Raw genomic sequence first — 20984 nt, forward strand, 5'->3', positions numbered from 1 at the left:
TGATATGACCCTCATTCCCGGGCCGGAACCGCGCAAGAAAGTTGCGGTTTTCGCCACCTGTATTAACGAGGTGATGTTCCCGAATACCGTGAATAACACCGCGGTGCTGCTCGAGCGGCTCGGGTGTGACGTGGAGTTCCCGCGCGCCCAGACGTGCTGCGGGCAGATGTTCACGAATACCGGGTATTTCGACCGGGCGCTGCCGAGCGTGCGGGCCTTCCTCGAAGCTTTTGAAGACTACGACTACATTGTGGGGCCCTCCGGATCCTGCGTGGGTTCGGTGCGCGAACAGCATGAGATGCTGGCTCTCGATGCCGGCGAGGATGAGCTGGCGCGGCGCGTCCACGAAGTGCAGAAGCGGGTCTACGACATCAGCGAGTTCATTGTGGACGTGCTGGGGACCGTGGATGTGGGCGCGTACTTCCCGCATACGGTCACCTATCACGCCTCGTGCCATTCGCTGCGGGTGGCCGAGGTGGGCGACCGGCCCATTCGGCTGCTGCAAGCCGTGCGCGGGCTGGAATATATTCCGCTCGAAGATATGCGCCAGTGCTGCGGTTTCGGGGGTACGTTCTCCGTGAAGAATTCGGATGTGTCCATCGCGCTGGGGCGGGATAAGGCCCGCCACGTGATCGAAACCGGCGCGGAATACGTGGCCAGCCTCGATAATGCCTGCCTCATGAACTTCGGCGGGATTCTGCACCGCGAGAAGAAACCCGTCCGCCCTATTCACATGGTCAATGTGCTGGTGCAAACCGCGCCGGTTGGCGCCGGTGCCGTGGGCGCGTCCGTAGCGGGTGCCGCCGGTGCCGTGACCGCAACCGGAACCGCTACCACCCCCGCCGGGAGGATCGCATGAAAACTTTGAAATTGGAACGCCTTACCCCGGCTCCGCCCGAAGGGGATCTGCTTGATTCCCCGGCCTTCCCCAAGGCCGCGGTGCGCGAGCTGGGCAACGAAACGCAGGCGAAGAATCTCCATCACGCCACCCACACGATTCGCGCGAAGCGCCAGGCGGTGGTGAGCGAGCTGGATAATTGGCAGGATATTCGCCAGGCCGGTGCCGATATTAAGAACCGGGTGGGCCGCCACCTCGATCATTATCTGGCAGAGTTTGAAAAGAACGCCACCGCCGCCGGGGCGCATGTGCACTGGGCGCGCGATGCGGAGGAAGCCAACCGGATCGTGATCGACCTGGTGCGCGCCACCGGGGAAAGTGAAGTCACCAAGGTCAAGTCCATGGTCAGCCAGGAAATTGACCTGAACGAACACCTGGAAGAGGCGCGGATCGCGGCCTGGGAAACGGATTTGGCCGAGCTTATTGTGCAGCTCGGGCACGACCGCCCCAGCCATATTCTGGTTCCCGCGATTCACCGCAATCGCAGCGAAGTGCGCGAGATTTTCCTGCGGGAGATGGGCCAGTACGGCACCCCCTGCCCGCCCGATGTGACCGACGAGCCGGCCGAGCTGGCCGCCGCGGCCCGCGTGCACCTGCGCGAAAAGTTCATGCGCACCAAAGTCGGGATTTCCGGCGCGAATTTCGCGATTGCGGAAACCGGTTCCCTGGTGGTGGTGGAATCCGAAGGCAATGGCCGCATGAACCTCACCTTGCCGGAAACCCTCATCTCCGTGGTGGGTATTGAGAAGATTCTTCCCACCTTCCAGGATCTCGAGGTGTTCTTGCAGCTGCTGCCGCGTTCGTCCACCGGCGAGCGCATGGCCCCCTACGGAACCATTTGGACGGGCGCCCGCAAAGGTGACGGCCCGCGCGATGTTCATATTATTTTGCTGGATAACGGGCGCACCAAGGTGCTCTCCGACCCGATCGGGCGCGCGGCGCTGCGCTGCATTCGCTGCTCGGCCTGCCTGAATATTTGCCCCGTGTATGAGAAGGTGGGCGGGCACGCCTACGGCTCGGTCTACCCCGGACCCATCGGCGCGATTCTCAACCCACAGATTCGCGGCCTGGAATCGGTGGTGGATCGCTCCCTGCCCTTCGCTTCCACCCTGTGCGGGGCGTGTAATGAAGTGTGCCCGGTGAAAATTCCGATCTCGAATATCCTCGTGCACCTGCGCCGCAAAGCGGTGGATAAGAAACGCGCGGAGGCCGGGCTGCGCCCGCACGTGGAGCCGATTCTCATGGCCGGCGGCGGTTGGGTTATGGGCAAGGGCTGGCGCCTGGGCGCCGCGGCGCGCATGGCCAGCGTGGGCGGGAAGATCATGGGCCTGTTCATGCATCACATCGGGAATTGGCATATTCCCGGCGTGCATCGCTGGACGCGGGCCCGCGACGTCCCGATGCTGCCCAAGCGCAGCGCCCGCGCCACGTTCGCGCGGCGCAAGAAACGCGAAGCGCGGCAGCTCAAGCGCATGCAGAAGGAGTTGCAGGGTCAGCTCGGTTGCGATCCGAGTCTGATCGACGGCGCAGCCAATTCGCCAACTGCCCCTCAGCAGTTACCGCAGCTGCCGCCCGCGGCGGGGCAAAGCGCGTCGGCGAATGCTCCGCAGCTGCCGCCGAACCCGACCTGCGCACCTGATATTTTCGGCCGCCCGACCACTGAGGAGCTGTCATGACCTCGGCACGTGATGAGATTTTCGCGCGGATTCGCTCCGCGCTCGGCGATGTGCCCAGCCAGGATCCGGAAGAATCCGCGATCAGCTGGGAATACAACCAGCCCACCGCCATCGAGGGCGACATCGTGGATTATTTCCTCGAGCTCGTGGCCGATTACAAGGCCGAGGTGGAGCGGGTGGAACCGGAAGCGGTCCCGGCGGCTATCGTCGCACACCTACACGCGATTGGCGCGCGTTCCGTGGTGCTTCCCGCGGGGCTGGATTCCGCGTGGCGCGCGGCTATTGCGGCGGATGGTTTCCATATATACGACGACGATAACCTGAGCGCCCGCCAACTCAACGAGATTGACGCGGTGGTGACGGCGGCCGCTGTCGGGGTGGCCAATACCGGTACGTTCGCCATGGACCATCGCGCTGACCAGGGTCGGCGTGCGCTCACTCTGGTACCCGATGCGCATGTGTGCGTGCTGCGTGCCGACCAGGTTGTTTCCAATACTCCCGAGGCGATGACTCGGCTCCAGGATTCGGTGCGCGATGGCCAGCCGATTACTTTCGTGGCCGGGCCGTCCGCCACGTCGGATATCGAGCTGAGCCGCGTGGAGGGCGTGCACGGCCCGCGCCAGCTGCACGTGCTGGTCGCCGGCTAAGCAGGCGGCACTGCAGCCAACACGGCGGCCGGGTGGCGGCGAGCGGTGCACCGCGCCGCCACCTCGCGAGCCGTTTGCGCTACGCCGCCAGCGCTACCCAGCGCTCCGCCATCAGTGCCATGCCGGCAGTGCGGACGCCCATCAGCACGACGCGGCCACCCGCACACCAAGGCCCGGCCGGGATCACGATCCCGGCCGGGCCCTGCGTGCTGTATGCGACTCAGCGGCGTTCCGCCACGCTAATGGTGCGCTTAGCTGGCGTTCTCTCGCCGCCGCAATGCGCTACCTCCCGCCAGGAGGAGAATCGCGAGAACGATGGGCGCCGTGAGCTCAGCACCTGTATGGATCAGCCGCTTCGTAGATGCTGGGGCGGGCGGAACCTTGATGTCCACGCTCGCCGTGACACCCGTGAGTTTCTCCCCACCCGGAGTCACTGCGGTGACGGTTGCGGTATTGGTCACCGTCGTCCCCTGCATCGGTGCGGTGATCTTCGCCCGGGCGTGTGCTACGAGCGCTTCTCCCGGAGCCAATACCCCGTCCACGCTCGGCCAGCTGTACTCGATGGGGCCCAGCCCGGCCATCGGATCGTCGATGGTGATGCCGGTGAGCGTCGTCGTTCCAGTATTGACCACCTCGAAACGGTAGATGATGACATCCCCATCCACCTTCGCGGTTTTCTCCATCGTCATCCCCGGGTGTCCGGTGATGGTAATGTCACCGTGGCCGCCACTGCCTGGAATTTCCGGGTCGCCCGGCTTATTCGTGATGGTATCCCCGCCCGGAGTCACCCCGGTGGCGCTGGCATCGTTGCGAACGGTACCCGCATCCACCTGCTCCTGGGTGAGCACCGAGGTTGCACTCGCACTGGCCTTCTCACCCGGAGCGAGCACCCCAGCCTCACCCGGCCAGCTGTACTCAATCTCGGACAGTCCCGGGAAGTCGTCCTGAATAACAACGTTGCGCAGGGTGGTATTTCCGGTGTTCTCCAGCGCGAAAGACCAGGTGACAATATCACCTGCGCGCGGGTTTTCCTTCTCCACGCTGCCCGTTTTCACCAGAGCGAATGAGGGACTCTGCGGGAGCACCACGGTTTCTGTGGCACTATCGCGCACCTCCAACCCACGCGGCGATATCGCGCTCACCTCCGCGGTATTCTCCACCGCGCCGGCATCTAGCAGTTCCTGAGTGACCGGCGAGGTCGCACTGGCGGTCACCGACTGCCCCGGGGCGAGGACCTCGGCCGCACCGGGCCACGCACCGAAGCTCACCGCGCTCAGGCCCGGCAGCTCATCGCGTAGCGCCACGTCGCTCAGCGTGGTGGTACCGCGATTAGTAATGGTAAAGGTCCACGTGACTTCGTCACCGGCGTGCAGCATCTCACCCGCGCGCTCCGGTACGCTCCCCTGCTTGATCACCTGGATCTGGGCGCCGTCCGGGATGCTCACGGTAGCGCTATCGCTGGCGGTGACCGCTGTTCCGTGCGGATCCGTACCGGTAGCCGTGGCGGTGTTTTCCAGGCCGCCGCGGTCCACATCCGCTTGCGTCAGCGTATAGCTTCCGGTCACACCCTGAGAGGCACCGGGTGCCAGCGTTGTGATAGTACTCAGTTCCCCGCCCAGCAACGGATCAGATATGACGACGCCGCTGAGGGTCACGTTGCCGCTATTACTCGCCTCAATGGAGTACTCCACGGGTTCGCCGGCACGCAGCTGGGCGGGCGTCGTCGCCGTTTTCACCAGGCGCAACACCCCGGTTCCGGGCAGCGGGGTCGTAATCGTGGCGCTACCCTCCACCGCGGTACCGTGCGGGGACGTGCCCGCGGCGGTGGCAGTGTTTTCCAGTCTGCCGCGATCAATATCCGCCTGGGTGAGGGTGTAGCTGCCGCTCACCGTGCCGATAGTTCCCGGGGCCAGGGTGGTGATGGTGGCGAGTTTCCCGCCGAGCAGCGGATCACTCACAGCAATGCCATGCAGGGTGACATTGCCGGTATTGCGCACTGCAATGCTGTACTGCACCTGCTCACCGGCCGCGATAGTTGCCGGCGGCGTAGCGGTTTTGGTGACCGCGAGCGCCGGGGCTTCGGGGAGCTGGACGGTGGCGGTTCCCTGGGCGCTCACCGCTGTTCCGCTCGGGTCGATGCCAGTAGCCGTGGCGATATTATCCACGCCGCCGCGGTCAATATCCGCCTGGGTAAGGGTGTAGCTGCCGCTCACCTGCTGGCGTGCTCCTGGTGCGAGCGTGGAAACCGCCCCCACGGTGCCGCCGAGCAACGGGTCCGTCACCGTCACGTCACTCAGGGTGACATTGCCGGTATTGCTCACTGTAATGCTGTACTGCACCTGCTCACCCGCCGAGATAGTTGCCGGCGGCGTAGCCGTCTTGGTCACCGCGAGGGCGCCGGCTGCGGGCAACGGAGTGGTCACCGTAGCCGTGGCCTGCACCGGGGTATTCTGCGGCGAGGTTCCGGTGACTGTCGCGGTATTGTCCACGCGGCCCGCGTCGATATCGGCTTGGGTGAGAGTGGCGTGCGCGATTCCAGTGGCGACGGCGCCCGGCGCCAACGTGCCCGGTTGGGCAGCATCAGGCCAGGTCATGGCAAGGCCGCTTACCTTCGGGTCACTCAGGGCAATCTCCGTAATGGGAACGTTCCCGTTATTCGTGATGGTGAAGGTATAGGTCACGGTATCTCCGGCCGCCGCATTCGCGCCTGCATCACCGTCGGCAAGCGCAGCTGTCTTGGTGAGAGCAAGGGCGGGCTGGGCGTGGAAGAAACCAAAGTCTTGGCCGTCCAACTTGGCTGCCCGCGCCACCGTCACCACGGCACTGGTGGCTCCGTCTTTACCGGCCGGGGAGTAGCTCGGCACGTAGCTCGCACTGCCTCCCGGGGCCGGCGGGGTGACCGAGATGCGGTAGGTTCCGGCCAGTACATTATCGAAGGAATAGGTGCCGTCGGCTGCCGAGGTTGTTTCTACCGGAGCGCCGCTGGGGCTGAGGATCGGGTCGCCTGTGCTGGCATCCAGGAGGCGCACGGTGGCACCGGCCAGCGCGGTGTCATCCGCGCTTGCGCCGTCGTCGTTAATATCCACGGCAATCCGCCCGCTCACGGTTGCGGCGACCACGGTAGCGCTTTGCGGTTCGGCGGCGGTGAGCGGGAGCGGGGAATGCGAGGTGGTGCGCAGCAGGCCGGTCATGGTGTTGGCGATGACCGCGCCGGCCGGCGCCTGCGGAGCTTCCAGAGTAAGGGCGTAGCGCGCGCCGCCGGCCGGGCCGGTAGCGAAATCGTTGATGATGAAACGCAGTGCCGTGACCTGGCTAAGGTCCGTGGAAGCCGTCAGTTCCTGCCAGGTGACGCCCTCCGCCGGGGCGGCCCCGATGGTGCCGTGCGGCGCCGTCGTATATTCGGCACTCACATTAGCGGCCTCTCCCTGGAGACGTTCCACCCCGGTAAGGATCGGGGTCACGGTAGTGCCGCGCCCGTCGCCCGCGTAGGGCAGTTCGTCCACGAAAATCGCGTGCCCCATGGAATCCATGGTGGTGTTATACATTTCCAGGAGGTAGGATGCCGGCTCATTGCGCTGGATGCTGGGGGTGCGGAGCGTCTTGAGGTAGTTCGCTCCGGCAACCAGGACCATAGTGACATCGGTGGAGGTTTGGGCCTGCCAGCCGGCCTGATCGATCACATCTCTCCAATACCACTTCCGAAGGTCATCCCCGCGGAAATAGGAATCCAGATTGAGCTGGCCGGATTCGGGTAAATAGGGCCCTATGTGCAGATTGATGGGAATCTCGGGCAGCTGCTGGCCCACCGGAAGTTTGCCGCCATTGGCCACGTAATCGAAGAGGTACGGGGTGCGCCCATCCGCGCAGAGATTCGCATCGGAAGCCTTGCTCCCCCTCCACGTGGCGGCATCCACGGGAGACAGATCCACATCCACTACTTCCGCGGGAATGCACATAAGCACCTGAGCGTGTGCGGCTGTCGTTTGCGGAGAGTTGGGGACGAGGAAGGTTTCCGGGCGGACAGTGTAGCGATACTTATTATTTGTTTTCGCTACCGTGACGCGGTTGCCAGCAGATCCGTCCGAATTAATATCGGTGAACAAAGATGACCTAAAACGAGCTTCTCCAACCGCGACGAAAATGCGCCCTCCGGTGCCTTTATATTGATTTCTTCCCTGGTACTTCGACCGCATATCCACGGAGAAGCTAATACCGTCATCAACAAAAACCGCGTCCGAGCTTGCCACCGCTTGGACTGTGAAGTACATATGGTAGCGCTCTCGCGCAGCGGATGGGCCTGTGCGCATGGACAGCAAATTGCCATTATTCACTTTGGGGCGGGCTTGCAACGCATAAACGTCGCTAAAATCGCCCGAATACTCGGATAGTGGGCGGAATTCCCGCAGCTCCGGACTACCTGGTGCACCAGCCCGCACGTACAGGTCATAATCCGATTTTGGAATCTCATAGTAGCCGTTCGCTGTTTCGCCGGGCATGCCCTTGGGGTAGGGGTCCCCGGGGATATCGCTGGTTTTTACGAACAGGCGCGCGGTGCGCGGATCCATGCGTTGGTAGGCCGGATTGCCCGCGTTGAGGGTGACCTGGTTATCGACCGAGCCCACGCTTTCATACTGACCGCCCAGGCGGGTGTTATCCAGATACTGGTAAGCAACGCCGATGAGTGCATACGGAGTATTCGGCGGCACAACGCCGTTGTGCCCCAAGCTCGGCCTTGCCCGCATCGCGTCCGGGTCGGCTCCCTCTGGATGCCTGCCGTAACGCTGATTGGTATCTGTGAGGAGCCGCCCTTCCGTAGGCCGGTCGATTGTCCATGTGAGGGTTTCAGTATTATTGAGCGGGTTTGTTTCGTGGAGAGGTTGTGAGGGCGACGACGCAGAGCTGCCCCGCGGGTTTACCGGAGTGACGGAACTGCTGAAAGTAACCACCGTCTTATTAGCCAATTTCGCAAACTCAGAAGCGGGAATCCACACTCGGTATTGCACATAAGCCGCGGAATTCCCATCCCGAGCTTGGGCTCCCGTGAGAGTGAATTTTCCGAAGGAGTCCCCTTTTTCGGCAGTTATCCCCGACCGCACCGGCGCAACTGCCCATCGCTCCGGAATGAAGGGACGCGGAGCATTAGCGCCGGGTTCTTGCACCATGATCGTAAATGTGACCGCGGTGGTGAGGGGTTTCTCAAACGTCCACCTATCGGAGAAGGGGAAACTGTACTTCGGCGTGAAACCGAAGAGATTGCCTTTTTCCGTGCCGGAGCCGAAATTATAGGGGCCTTCCCCGCGGTAGGTACCCGTATCATCAACTGGATCACGGCCGTGCCCAAGATCGAAGTCGAGCTGCCCAACAACTTCAACGGAGGTGAGATCACCAGATACCGGAACAGTGCGCTCCCCCTGCGCGTCGGTCACCAGCAGTTCGGGACTGTAGGTGCTGCCCGGGCCCACTCCGGTGCCCGGCCGCGCAATAATCGGTTGGATGACCACAGCAGCGGTGCCGGAACCGCCCTCATTACTCACGGTGGCGGTGAGAGTGCGGCCATCTGCGCTCACGGTGTAGGAGCGTTCCACACCGTTCGCGGTTCCGCCCAGCACGGCGTCAAGCCCGGGGCCGGTTTCCCAGCTCCAGCCTTCCGGGAGAGTCTGCGAGATGGTGGCGGAGGTAGCATCAGATGCTACGAAAGCCCACTGGAATGAGACGCGCGATCCGTACCCAACTTTCCCGTTCTTCGGGTCGGCATCGTAATCGCCGTAGGTATCATCGCCGGTGATGCCAACGGATACATTGGTAAGAGCACCTGTTGCGGGAGCGGCGGAGGCTTGCGGGAGCGCTCCCCATCCCAAATTCAGAAGAAGGACGGTACACAGCAGCGCAATAAGCGACCGCCGTGACGCCCGTGGCATCGTGAAATGTCGATTCATCGAGCTTCCTTGCGTGAAAATGTGATGGCATATTCCATCATGATGTGACTTGTTGCTATAACAGCAATGATGAGGACCCCTGCTATAACAATCTGTAATGAATCGTATCGATGTTTTCCGAATTTTTGGCAAACTTTTATTGTCTACTTTGTGGCATCGGGCATATTTTTTGCGCATACCTAAGTCCTGAGCGCGAAACTGCTCAAAGTACTAAAATAAATAATAATATTGTTCCGGTTTTCAACTTGAAGTATCGTCGCAGCATCGCAGCTGCCTATTCCAAGGAGTGATCATGCCGCAGCCCTCCACCCGCCAGCCGCGCTCCCGCGCGCTCCTGAGTTTCCTGGCGGTTCTCTTCCTTATTCTTGGCTCGCTGATATGGATCACTCCGGGGCCGGCCCGCGCGGCTGATGCCGGCGATGCCAGCGCCACGGCCGATGCCAGCACCACGGCCGATACCAGCCCCGCGGCTGATGCGGCGTCGTCGCCGCGCGCCGTCGTGCAATGTTCGCAAGATCCCAATGACTTGACCTGCCCCGAAGCCCTCCTCACCCAGCGCATTAGCGAGGCCGGAACCACGCCCACCCGTATTATTTTGGGCGCCACGGACACGACGCTCACGCAAACCCTGAAGATTCCCGCCGGCGCGGATATCGAACTCGTCAATGGCGCCCGCGCCCCGTGGGGCACCACCACGTCGGGCCTCAACCGCGAGGACGGCTTCACCGGCACGATGGTGCAGGTGCCGGCCGGTTCCTCCCTCACTTTCGATAATTACGACGGCGGCACTTTCCACCTGCTCAGCCGCGGCGAATGGGTCCCGGGCGGCGGCACCCTTCTGGATGTGCGCGGCAGCCTCACGATTAACGGCGGGGAATTCTCCGGGGTGCGCGGGGCGAAACAGACCTACCAGGGCGCCATCACCGTCAGCGGGAAAGACGCCAGTTTCACCCTCAATGGCGGGAAAGTTACCGATAATCATCGTGAGCTGGGTAATCCCGGCGCCGTCCAGTACGGTGCTGCGAATATCGCGGTGACCGAGGGCGCCACCTTCGTGATGAATGGCGGGGAGGTCAGCAAGGGCAAAGCTCGCGTTATCGATTATCAAGGTTACGGTGAAGTTGGCGGGATTGGCCTCTACAAAGGTGGGAACGTCACCATTAACGGCGGAACCATCACGGAAAATTCCGGTTTCGCGGGCGGGATGCTCGCATTCACGTGGCTGTGGTCCAAATCGGATGCCACCCCCGAAAACTCCGCTCGCACTCGCGGCTATATCACGGTCAATGGCGGCACCATTTCGCGTAATCGTGCCTCGTTCTCCGGCGGTGGCATTCTTGCTTTCGGCAACGCGGATATCACTATGAACGGTGGCACCATCGATTCCAATAACGCCCCCAACGGTGGCGGCGTGGGAACGTTCAACCTCTACACCTGGGGTGCTGATGGCACCTGGCAAGAAATCCCCGGCGACGGCATGAACTGGGGTTTCACCCGTGAACAGTGGTCCGAGCTTTCTCCGGGTGGTTTCACCATGAACGGCGGCACGATCTCGAATAATTCCAGCTGGCGCACCGGCGGCGGCGTGAACGTGGTTTCCAACAAGGTGCTACTCAATAGCGGCACGATCAGCGGCAATAGGGCAGGTCAGCAAGGCGGCGGCGTTTACGTTGCTACCGCCAATTACACGCTGCACCTCGCCGATACTCTGGTGACGGAAAACGCCGCTTCGGGAATTGGCGGCGGGATCTGGACCTGCCCCACCGGCAACGTGGAAGTCCACGTGGATAATGGCGCCGCTGTTTTCGGCAATACAGCCAAGCGCTACGGTGCCGACCTCGCGCACGATAACCTCGGTTCGGTCAACTCCGCTCCGGTGTGGCTTTCGGATAGCATCATCGGCGGCGGCCTGGTGGATTACTACCAGGACAACGAAGGCGCCCGCTTCGATCCGGCGAGTCTCACGCTGCCCGCGGACCAGCGGCCCTACCCGCAGCTCGTCAAGGGGCGCCGCATTTCAAACGAGGGCTTCGCCGCCGTGGTTTCCGATCCCGCTAAAAACGCGGCCCGCGGTGCCGCTCGCCTGGTCATTACGGGCAACGCCGCGCCGCGCGGTGCGGGTATCGGCACGAATGGCTCGGTTATTTTCGGCACGTGGGGTCGCGCGCAGGCAACGGTCACGAAGCAGTGGTTCTATGAAACGACGACGACGCCAGCGGGCAACGCGCCCAGTCCGGTACCGGCTCGTCCTTCGGATATTGCCTCATCGAGTGTGTCGATGCGCCTGGTCTCCGATACGTCTGCTGAGCTCCTGAATCCGCAGGTGGTGCACGAGTTCAGCGTAACGGCTGGCGAGGAGTGGACGAAGAGCTTCACCGATTTGCCGATCCGCAACGATGCCGGGGAGTTTTATGTTTACGCGGTGCAGGAGCTGGACACGGCCGGCAAGGTGCTGAAAACCAAGGTACTGGAGCCTTCGCAGCTGCTGGTGCAACGTGGGGAAGAGTTGCCGGAGCGGCCGAAGCTGGCGGAAGGCATGGCCCCGCCCGAGGTGTGGTTCCTCGGGAAGGTGGCTAATGAGGTGCCCGTGCCGGTGGATATTACGGTGACGAAGCAGTGGGCCTACCGCGATTCGAGCGATCCGGTGCCGGGCGCGGCACAGCCCGAGCAGGTGGAATTCGAGCTGCTGCGCGATACCAGCGCGGAGTTCACCCACCCCGAAGTGATGCAGACCTTCACCGTGACGAAGGCCGATAACTGGACACGCACCCTCACCGGGCTGCCCCGCGCCAACGCGGAAGGCGTGGCCTACGTGTACGGGCTGCGCGAGAAGGGAGCTGGCGAGATTGTGCCGGTTCCGGCCGGGCCTGGCACTCCCGAAGCTCCCGGCGCGGACGGTGTTATTCATCGCGCGGTGACGGTGGTCAATACCCTGACCCCGCCTCCGCCCACAACGGAACCTCCGACTCCTCCGACCACTCCGCCGACGCCACCAACGACGCCGCCGGCTCCCCCTACAACGCCGCCGGTGCCGCCCACTCCGAGTGAGCCGCCGACGCCGCCCACGGTTCCGCCGAGTACCCCTCCGGTAACTCCGCCGGTCAGCACTCCTCCGGTCACACCGCCGAGCACACCGCCGGCAAATCCGCCGAGGATTGTGCGCACCGGCAGCGATGCCCGAACCGGAGCAGCCCTCGCGGGCTCAGCGCTGCTCGCCGGCCTCGGAATTCTGGCCTGGCGCCGCATCCGCATCGACCGCTAGGTAAGCCCAACGCCTAAGCCACGGGGGTGGTACATCGCGCGCGATGTACCACCCCCGCCGTCGTCGTTCTTCCAGATAGCCCCCAAGCCCTGCGTACACAAAGTGGTACCAGAACTACATTAACTAGATGATTTCCTGTCGTGGAGTACCACTTTGTTGCGCCACGACCGAGCCGGCCCTAACAAGGCCCAGCCGGATCAATACCATCAAGGTAATCGTGCTTCACGACCTTCACCATGGTGCTTCAAAATATCCGTTCTATACAGACAATTTCGCTTGCGACACCTAATACGGATATACAGGTCTGTTTTCAACAAAAGATTCGAGGTGATCAAATATAACTGTTCCGTCAACCGTGATAACAATACGCGCTGAGAGAGTATTGCCGTTAAAGGGGTCTTTTTCGTCTCTACCGAACTCGTCTCCGTACCACGTAACTTTGACATCATCAGCAGTAAGCTCTCGGGGAGACGTTACTTTGTAGCGGTGAGGTTCATCGGGCTTAGCCTTCTGCCAGCTGGCCGCATCAACGTAAACATCGTTACCATCCTGATAGACAGCTACGGTGTCGTACATAGATTCAATGGAGCATATAAAATTTCCCGGAATAGGTTCTCCCGGCGAAAGTCGAAATGGACCTTCCTGGGTGGAGCATGAGGTAAGGAGACCGGCGAGGAACACGAAAACTGCAACATTCCGTCCCGTTTTACATTTCTTCATCACGATCTCCTTACCCCTCGCATATGACACTCAACTCGTTGGTATAGTTTTACCCCACCGGCCCGAACGAGGAAATGCCATGAGGAGGATCTTGCTCCTTTTTGTATCCGCGGGGGCCGGGGCGTAGGCCGCCGGACCCGGTATGTATTTTCCGAGATGTACTGCCGATGTCGTACATACGAAGTACAGCTCTGCAAACACATAGTTCCCCCGCAGGTGCTGGTGTGACTCCTGAGGTTCGATTTATGTGATCACCCCTCGGCAGCACTTGTTTACCCTAGGGGTCATGGATGGTTTAATAAGCTGCTACCGCCGAGAAATTACGCCTGCTGGCCGGCGGCGTAGAGGCGCAGGGCGCGCTCGGCGGCGTTTCCCAGGTTCGCCGCGCCCTCCGCGAGCGCCTCATCGAGCGTGCAGGGCCGATCAACAATCGGCACCAGGCCAACGAAACCATGCTCGTACAGGTCCTCGACGCCTTCGCCGAGCTTCCCCGCGAAAGCAATAATCGGCACACCCGCATGCGCGCCCGCACCAGCCGCCGCGGCGAGCCGCGCCACCCCGGAAAGCGTTTTGCCCATGAGGGTTTGGCGATCCATGGCGCCCTCCCCGGTAAGAACCAGATCCGCGCCGGCCATCGCCTCGGCCAGCCCCACGGTTTCCATCACCAGATCCACCCCGGATTCCAGGCTGGCACCCAGCAGCAAAAACGCGAAACCAAGCCCGCCGGCCGCCCCCGCGCCCGGCGTCTCCTGCACGTCCATCTTCCCGGCAACGGTCGCAAAATTACGCAGCACCCCATCCAGGAATTCCACGTCCTCCGGCGACGCGCCCTTCTGCGGCCCGTAAATCGCGGAAGCCCCGCGCTCGCCAAGCAGCGGATTATCCACATCGCAGGCCACCCGGATGGTCACGCCAGCCAGGCGGCTATCCAAACCACGTAAATCCACCCGCGCCAGCCGCGCCATTTCCGCCGGGGTGGTGCCCAGCTCGGTGGCGGCGTCGTCGTAAAAACGTGCGCCGAGTGCGGCGAGCATCCCGGCACCGCCGTCGTTCGTGGCGGAACCACCCAGGCCCACCAGGATTTCGGTGGCGCCCTCGTCAAGCGCCCGCGCAATAAGTTGCCCCACCCCGGTACTATCCGAGCGACGAATATCGCGCTCCTCGGGGCGCAACTGGTCCAGGCCCACCGCGGCGGCGCTCTCAAAAATGGCGCGCTCCCCCGCGAGCGCCAGCTCAGCCGTCACGGTAGCCCCGCGCACCCCGGCCACCGGAAGCGTCATAACGCGGGCGCCCAGCGCGTCGGCAATGGCGCGGGCGAAACCTTCGCCGCCGTCCGCCATGGGAACCTCCACGCATTGCGCATCGGGAATAGCCCGCCGCGCCCCGGCCGCGAGGGCCGCGGCCGCCCGGGCCGCCGTCATGGATTCTTTGAAGCTATCGGGGCAGCACACAATTTTCATGGCAGAGCCTTTCACGCTGGTATCTACGGTTTCGCCGTGCTGAGTCACGCGAATGCTAAAGCTATCGAAAGCTACAGAAACACTAATCGAAAAATACGCGGGGCACGCGAACGCGAGGAAATGGAGAAAACCCGCGCCCGCGCACCCCGCGCGATAGGAACACTGGTTGCTAGGAACTAGCGTATGCGGTCGCCGACTTAGCGCACCAGTGCTGGCTTCTTATTGTCGAACTTCCAGCCGGGGATGAGGTACTGCATGCCGATGGCGTCGTTGCGCGCCCCGCCGCCTTCCACCTTCTCCTTGTAGAGTTCGTGCGCCGCGAGGATCTGGTCCATATCGGGCTCGATGCCCAGGCCCGGGCGCTGCGGGATCGTGAGCTTACCGTCCACGATCTTCAGCGGTTCCTTGGTGAGGCGCTCCACGCCTTCCTGCCAGATCCAGTGGGTATCCAGCGCATTGTATTCACCCGGGGCCGCCGCGCCGCAGTGGGCGATCTGGGCCAGGGAGATATCGAAGTGGTTATTGGAGTGGCAGCCCCAGGTCATGCCCATATCGTGGCAGAGCTGCGCCACGCGCACCGAGCCGCGCATCGTCCAGAAATGCGGGTCGGCCAGCGGGATATCCACGGATTGCAGGGTCAGCGAGTGGGTCATCTGGCGCCAGTCGGTATTAACCATATTGGTGGCGGTGGGCAGGCCGGTGGCCTTGCGGAACTCGTTGAGGATCTCGCGGCCGGAGAACCCGTTTTCGGCACCGCAGGGGTCCTCGGCGTAGGTGAGGATGCCGACCTTGTCCTTGCACAGCTCGATGGCTTCCTTGAGGGACCACGCGCCGTTGGGGTCGAGGGTGATGCGAGCCTCGGGGAAGCGTTCCTTGAGGGCCACAATGGCCTTCATTTCTTCGGCGCCTTCCAGCACGCCGCCCTTGAGCTTGAAGTCCTGGAATCCGTAGAGATCGTGGGTGGCTTCCGCGAATTTCACGATCGCTTCGGGGGTGAGGGCTTCTTCGTGGCGAATGCGGTACCATTCCACATCCGAATCCTTTTCGCGCAGGTAGGGCAGGTCCGTTTTATCCGGGTCGCCCACGTAGAAGAGGTAGCCGAGGGCCCGCACCTGGTCGCGCTGCTGGCCTTCACCCAGGAGCGCGGCGACGGGCACGTTGAGGAACTGACCGAAAAGATCCAGGGTGGCTGCTTCCAGCGCGGTGACGGCGTGGACGGTGGTGCGCAGGTCGAAGGTTTGCAGGCCGCGCCCGCCGGCATCGCGATCCGCGAAGCGCTCGCCCACTTCGCGCAGGAAATTATTGTAATCGGCGAGGGAACGCCCCAGCACAATATCTTTGGCGTCCTCGATGGTGCGGGTAATTTTCTCACCGCCGGGGACTTCGCCGATACCAACGTTTCCGCTGGAATCTTCCATCACCACCACGTTACGGGTGAAGTAGGGGCCGTGCGCGCCCGAGAGGTTGAGTTCCATGCAGTCGTGGCCGGCAACCGGGTAAACATCGATTTTCTTAATTGTGGGAACTGACATCGTTGTCTTTCTTGTTTGGGCGCTGCGCGGATTGGGTGCGCGGCGCGGGTGGGTACGTGGGTGGTACAGGTGGTACGGGTAGTGCGGGTAATACGGGTAGTACAGGTGGTACGACGACGCCGCCAGCTGGCCGCCGGCCGGCCGGTCAGGGGAGGTTCCTTTCCGGCCGGGCCGGCGCGGTAGCCAGCCGCATCATGCCGGCCGCGCAGCTAGGAGTCACATACCCGCGGCCGGCGGGTGCTTTACTCGGGCAGGCCCGGGTGCAGCTCGATATTCGCGAGCTTCTCGTAGAAGCGCACGAGGGAGGAGTGGTCCTCACCGGCATGGTCATCGCCCTCGAGTACCGACATCATCTCGCGCACCTGGGCGGTGAGCGGAAGCGCGGAATTGACCCCGTGGCCGGTGTCCATCACGTTATTGAGGTCCTTGATATGCAGGTTGATGCGGAAGCCCGGCTTGAAATTGCGGGCCAGCATCATGGGAACCTTGGCGTCCATCACCGTGGAGCCGGCCAGCCCGCCGCGGATGGCGCGGTACACGGCTTCCGGATCCACCCCGGCCTTCTGGGCCATGGTGAAAGCTTCGGCGCAGGCGGCAATATTGATCGCCACGATGGCCTGGTTGGCCAGCTTGGCAATATTGCCAGCCCCGATGGGCCCCACGTAGGTCACATCCCCGGCCATCACGCCGAGCACGTCCTTGACCTCGTTGAAGAGTTCTTCTTCACCGCCGACCATCACGGACATGGTGCCGTCAATGGCCTTCGGTTCGCCGCCGGAGACCGGGGCGTCCAGCATCCGCACGCCGGCTTTGGCCAGGCCCGCGGCCACTTCGCGCGAGGCGAGGGGCGCGATGGAGGACATATCAACGTAGATGAGCCCTTCGCGAGCCCCTTCGATAATGCCGCCTTCGCCCAGGGCCACCGCCTTGACGTGGGGGGAATTCGGAAGCATGGTGATGACCAGGTCGGCCTTCTCCGCCGCTTCCTTACCATTGGCAACGGCGGTTGCTCCGGCTTCCACCACCTCGGCAACAGCTTCGGCATTGTGGTCGTTCACGAAGAGTTCGTGGCCGGCCTTGAGGAGGTTCTTCGCCATGGGCTTGCCCATAATGCCAAGACCGATAAATCCGATCTTCATGGAGTTTTTCCTTCCTTTTTGTATGATCGTCAGGTTGGTGTTTCCAACGGGCGGAGCGTGTCACGTGGGGTGGGGCGCTCCGTTTTTATGCTCCGTTTTCCATGCGCACCGTTCCTCGCGGGGGTGGGGCGCGGCCAAGCTGCGCCGTCGTACCCCCTATTTCTCCAGCGTTAAGCCGGGACCACGAGGCTCAGCAACAGGCAGGCGCCCAGGCCAAGCACGGAGAGCAGGGAGGTGTAGGTGGTGCGGACCTTGATGGTTTCCGCCACCGAGAGCCCGAGGAATTCCTTGAACATCCAGAACCCGGGGTCGTTCACGTGCGAGGCCATAATGGAACCGCACGCGGTTGCCAAGGTCATGATTTCGGGGCTCACCCCGCCGCCGGCGATCATCGGCACCGCGATACCGGCCGCGGCCACCACGGCCACCGACGCCGAACCGAGGGCCACGCGCATAAGCGCGGCAATAAGCCAGGCGATAATAATCGGGGAGAGGCTGAGGTTTTCGGTAATGGAAAGAATGTAATCGGAAATGCCGCCGTTCTTGAGCACGGCCGCGAAGGCGCCGCCACCGCCGATGATGAACACAATCATCGCGATGGACTTCACCGAAGCCGCGCAGGAAGCCATGATCTTATCCATCGCCACCTTGCGGACCAGGCCGAAGTAGGCCACCGCCACCAGCAGGGAAATCATGAGGGCGAACCAGTCGTGCCCGATGAATGCCATCACCTTGGTGACCGCGTGCTCGTGGCCCAGGGTCACTTCGAGGATGGCGTGTCCGCCGATGAGGATAACCGGGAGGGCGGTGATGCACAGCGAGGCCCAGAAGCCCGGCATTTCTTCGTCGGTCCATTCCTTTTCGTTGACCAGGCCGGCCGGCGGGCGGGCGGTCACGGACTTGACGAAGGGCAGGCGCGGCCACATGATCGCGACCACGGCACCCAGCGGAATGGCGAAGATAAGGCCGTAAAGCATGGTCAGGCCGATGGAGGCGTCGTACATATTCGCCACGGCCGAGGGGCCCGGGTGGGGCGGGAGGAAGGAGTGCATCGTGGACAGCGCGATCGCCATGGGCATCGCCAGCCACATAACCGGGATCTTGTAGGCCCGGCACACGGCGAAGACGATGGGGATGATGATCACGAAGGCGGTCTCGTAGAAGAGCACAACGCCCACGAGGAAGGACACGATAACAATCGCGAGCTGGGAATGCTTGATTCCGAACTTGTTAATCATGGTGGTGGCGAGGCGGTTTGCCGCGCCCATATCCGCCATGAAAACGCCGAGCATGGCGCCGAAGCCGAGGAGCAGCACGAGTTTACCGGTCTGCCCGCCCACGCCCGATTGGATGACGTCAAGGAGTCCCTTGACCTTCTCACCCTTATCGTCGACGGTTGCCAGGAGAGGCATACCCTGCGCCATGCCCACCACGACCGAGACGATGACGAGGGCAATAAAGCCATTCATCTTCAGCACGATCATGAGGAACAGGAGAAGAGCAATGCCAAGTGCGAGGATTACTAGTGGCATGGTTTTTCCTTAGTTTCCAATCTCATCACTGAGAGAGCCGGATGCGACGCTGCGGTTTTCCCGCGGCGAGGCGTGCCACAGGCACAGCTACGCCGCAGGTACCGGCAGCACCGCGCGGCACGTTGAGCCGCAAGCGGCTTAGATATTGGTGACCGCTTCGACGGCCTTTTCGAGCGCCGGGCGGAATTCGGGAGCAAGTTCACGGGCCGGTGCGAAGCAGTAGCCCGCTTCCACACCCGCCATACGCAGGCCTTCTTTGAGGACCACCGGGAAGGTGGCCACGTCCACGAGGTTGCGCAGCGGCGAGAGCGCATTTTGCAATTCGAGGGCGCGTTCGCGGTTGCCGGCGCGATATTCGTTGTAAATGCTGGAAACGAGCTTGGGCGCAATATTCGCGGTGGAGGCGATGGCGCCGGCGGCTCCCAGGCACAGGGCCGGGTAAATGAGGGTATCGCGGCCCATAATCACATCGAAGTCATCGGGGAGTTCGCGGATATAGTCCCCGGTCAGGGTGAGATTCCCGGCCGAATCCTTGATGCCGATGATATTGGGGACGTCCACCAGTTCGAGCATGGTTGTGAGTGCCACCGGGACCTGGGTGCGGCCGGGATTGGAGTACACCAGGATGGGCAGATCGGTTTCCGCCGCGATGTTCTTATAGTGTTCGACCAGTTCGGACTGGGTAGGGGTCATGAAGTAGGGGGTGAGGACCGAAAGAGCGGATACCCCGCCCACTTCCTGGACCATATGCGCGGTTTTAATGCAATCGCGCGTGGTAATTTCCGAGGCGCCGGCGTAGACCGGGACCCGGCCATTGGCCTGCTCCACGGCAATTTCAACAACGCGGCGCTTTTGGGCATTATCGAGGCCGTAAATTTCGCCGGAGCTGCCGAGCACGAAAATACCGTGCACGCCGTTGGTAATCGTGTAGTCAATGACGTCGCGCAGACCCTGCTCCAGCAAGTTTCCTTCGCGATCTAAGGGAGTGACGAGAGCGGGAATCACGCCTTCTGCATGGAACTCCATAGTTCTCCTTGGTTGCGGCTTCAGTTTCGACTTCAGCAACGAAGTGCGAAACTTTGTGGACAGTCAGCTACGTATGTAGACACTAGTATTAAAACGCGATAGCGGTACTACAGGCTGGGACTAACGTCTGAGGTATGCGGAGCGACACAGGTATCCAGCGGCGCAGTTCCGGGGAACTTGTTGCGCTGTCCTTTACTATGGAACCTAGGAAAATGGAAGAAATCATCGTGGTACCGTGGCATCTCTGAGGTACCCCACAGCGCGTGGCGTCTCACCGCTCGCCGTGGTACCGCGGCTACGAAGGTGTTGGATTCGTTTGAGAGCTACAAGCACAACTAGTGGCGGTGTTCGCCCCGTAAAATCTGCCTCGCGCACGGTTGACCTGCTCGAATTCCTCGGCAGGCGCATTGCCGACCCGCCGCGCCTGGCGGAAATCTGCACGGAGTTAGATGCGCCACGCTCCTCCACCTACGCGCTGCTGCGCACCCTCATCGACGCCGAATGGGTGCAGGCTACCTCCACGGATCGCTATATGCTGGGCATCCGCGCGCTCACCGTGGGCACTGCCTATATTGATGCGGATCCCTACGTGCGGATCGTGCGCCCGATCCTGGTGGACCTGGCGAAGGAGCACGGGGAAACCTTCCACATGGGCCGCTTCGATAATGCGGAAATCGTGTATCTGCTTACGCAGCAATCCGACCGGTCCACCCGCACCTATTCGCGCGTGGGGCGCCGCCTGCCCGCCGCGGCCACCGGGCTGGGCAAGGCGGTGCTGGCCCACCGCCCCGAGGACATTCCGGAGGAGCTAGTGGAGCTGACCGCGCGGACGATCACTTCGCCCACGCAACTGCGCAAGAACCTCAAGGAAACCGCCGCGCGCGGGTACGCCATTGATAACGAGGAAAATACCCTCGGCCTGCATTGCGTGGCATTTTCCCTCCCCTACGAAAGCCCGGTGCGCGACGCCATTTCTTGCTCGGTTCCTAGCGCACGCTGGAGCGCCGAGCGCGAAGCGGAACTCGCGGCCGCCATGCGCACGGCCGTCAATCGGATTCTCGATTCCGCGCCGATTGCGTAGCAGGGGTTCCGCGGCGCGATAGTGTTGCGGCGCGCGTTAGCCGTTTGCTCACGCTCGTAGTCACGTTCATACAGC

12 protein-coding genes are annotated in these 20984 nt (G+C 62.4%); 5 read left to right on the forward strand and 7 right to left on the reverse strand.

Going from position 1 to position 20984, the window contains the following annotated elements; translation table 11 throughout:
* Positions 1-4 precede the first annotated feature (4 nt).
* Genes ACRQHG_RS07775 through ACRQHG_RS07785 form a run of 3 tightly spaced genes read left to right on the forward strand, consistent with a single transcriptional unit; the run spans position 5 to position 3221 of the window.
* Complete coding sequence (locus ACRQHG_RS07775; protein ID WP_435713494.1) at positions 5-859, forward strand: (Fe-S)-binding protein; 855 nt, start codon at positions 5-7, stop codon at positions 857-859.
* Positions 856-2574, forward strand: a complete 1719-nt coding sequence (locus ACRQHG_RS07780) for a LutB/LldF family L-lactate oxidation iron-sulfur protein (protein ID WP_435713495.1) — start codon at positions 856-858, stop codon at positions 2572-2574. Before ACRQHG_RS07775 ends, ACRQHG_RS07780 begins: the two co-directional genes overlap by 4 nt.
* Positions 2571-3221 (forward strand): LutC/YkgG family protein, encoded by a 651-nt coding sequence (locus tag ACRQHG_RS07785; protein WP_435713496.1) that lies wholly within the window; start codon positions 2571-2573, stop codon positions 3219-3221. Before ACRQHG_RS07780 ends, ACRQHG_RS07785 begins: the two co-directional genes overlap by 4 nt.
* A gap of 251 nt (positions 3222-3472) precedes the next feature.
* Here the strand turns inward: ACRQHG_RS07785 and ACRQHG_RS07790 are convergent, their stop codons facing one another.
* Positions 3473-9157 carry a DUF7507 domain-containing protein gene (locus ACRQHG_RS07790; RefSeq protein WP_435719905.1) on the reverse strand — a complete coding sequence of 1895 codons (5685 nt, stop codon included), beginning with the start codon at positions 9155-9157 and terminating at the stop codon, positions 3473-3475.
* A 292-nt stretch (positions 9158-9449) separates the two neighbouring features.
* Here ACRQHG_RS07790 and ACRQHG_RS07795 point away from each other — a divergent pair, with 292 nt between their 5' ends.
* On the forward strand, positions 9450-12419 hold the full coding sequence (locus ACRQHG_RS07795) for a Cna B-type domain-containing protein (protein ID WP_435719906.1): 2970 nt from the start codon (positions 9450-9452) through the stop codon (positions 12417-12419).
* 285 nt (positions 12420-12704) lie between these two features.
* Here ACRQHG_RS07795 and ACRQHG_RS07800 read toward each other — a convergent pair whose 3' ends face one another.
* From ACRQHG_RS07800 to dapA, 6 genes are all read right to left on the reverse strand, one after another.
* Positions 12705-13139, reverse strand: a complete 435-nt coding sequence (locus ACRQHG_RS07800) for a hypothetical protein (RefSeq protein WP_435713499.1) — start codon at positions 13137-13139, stop codon at positions 12705-12707.
* Between the two features lie 320 nt (positions 13140-13459).
* Positions 13460-14647 (reverse strand): glycerate kinase, encoded by a 1188-nt coding sequence (locus ACRQHG_RS07805; RefSeq protein WP_435713500.1) that lies wholly within the window; start codon positions 14645-14647, stop codon positions 13460-13462.
* A gap of 149 nt (positions 14648-14796) precedes the next feature.
* Positions 14797-16131, reverse strand: a complete 1335-nt coding sequence (locus tag ACRQHG_RS07810) for an enolase C-terminal domain-like protein (protein ID WP_026429168.1) — start codon at positions 16129-16131, stop codon at positions 14797-14799.
* Between the two features lie 242 nt (positions 16132-16373).
* Entirely contained in the window at positions 16374-17270 is an 897-nt protein-coding gene (gene garR, locus ACRQHG_RS07815; protein ID WP_026429169.1) for a 2-hydroxy-3-oxopropionate reductase, read from the reverse strand.
* A 170-nt stretch (positions 17271-17440) separates the two neighbouring features.
* Entirely contained in the window at positions 17441-18802 is a 1362-nt protein-coding gene (locus tag ACRQHG_RS07820) for a gluconate:H+ symporter (protein WP_284889829.1), read from the reverse strand.
* Positions 18803-18940: 138 nt separating this feature from the next.
* The gene (gene dapA, locus ACRQHG_RS07825; RefSeq protein ID WP_087070094.1) at positions 18941-19828 is read right to left on the reverse strand and encodes a 4-hydroxy-tetrahydrodipicolinate synthase; all 888 of its coding nucleotides are present in this window, start codon (positions 19826-19828) and stop codon (positions 18941-18943) included.
* Between the two features lie 316 nt (positions 19829-20144).
* On the opposite strand from dapA, the gene ACRQHG_RS07830 reads away from it, so the two are divergent.
* Positions 20145-20909 (forward strand): IclR family transcriptional regulator, encoded by a 765-nt coding sequence (locus ACRQHG_RS07830; RefSeq protein WP_435713501.1) that lies wholly within the window; start codon positions 20145-20147, stop codon positions 20907-20909.
* Positions 20910-20984: the final 75 nt, after the last annotated feature.

Origin of the sequence: Actinotignum vesiculae (assembly GCF_051267215.1) — a bacterium.
Lineage (GTDB): Bacteria > Actinomycetota > Actinomycetes > Actinomycetales > Actinomycetaceae > Actinotignum > Actinotignum schaalii.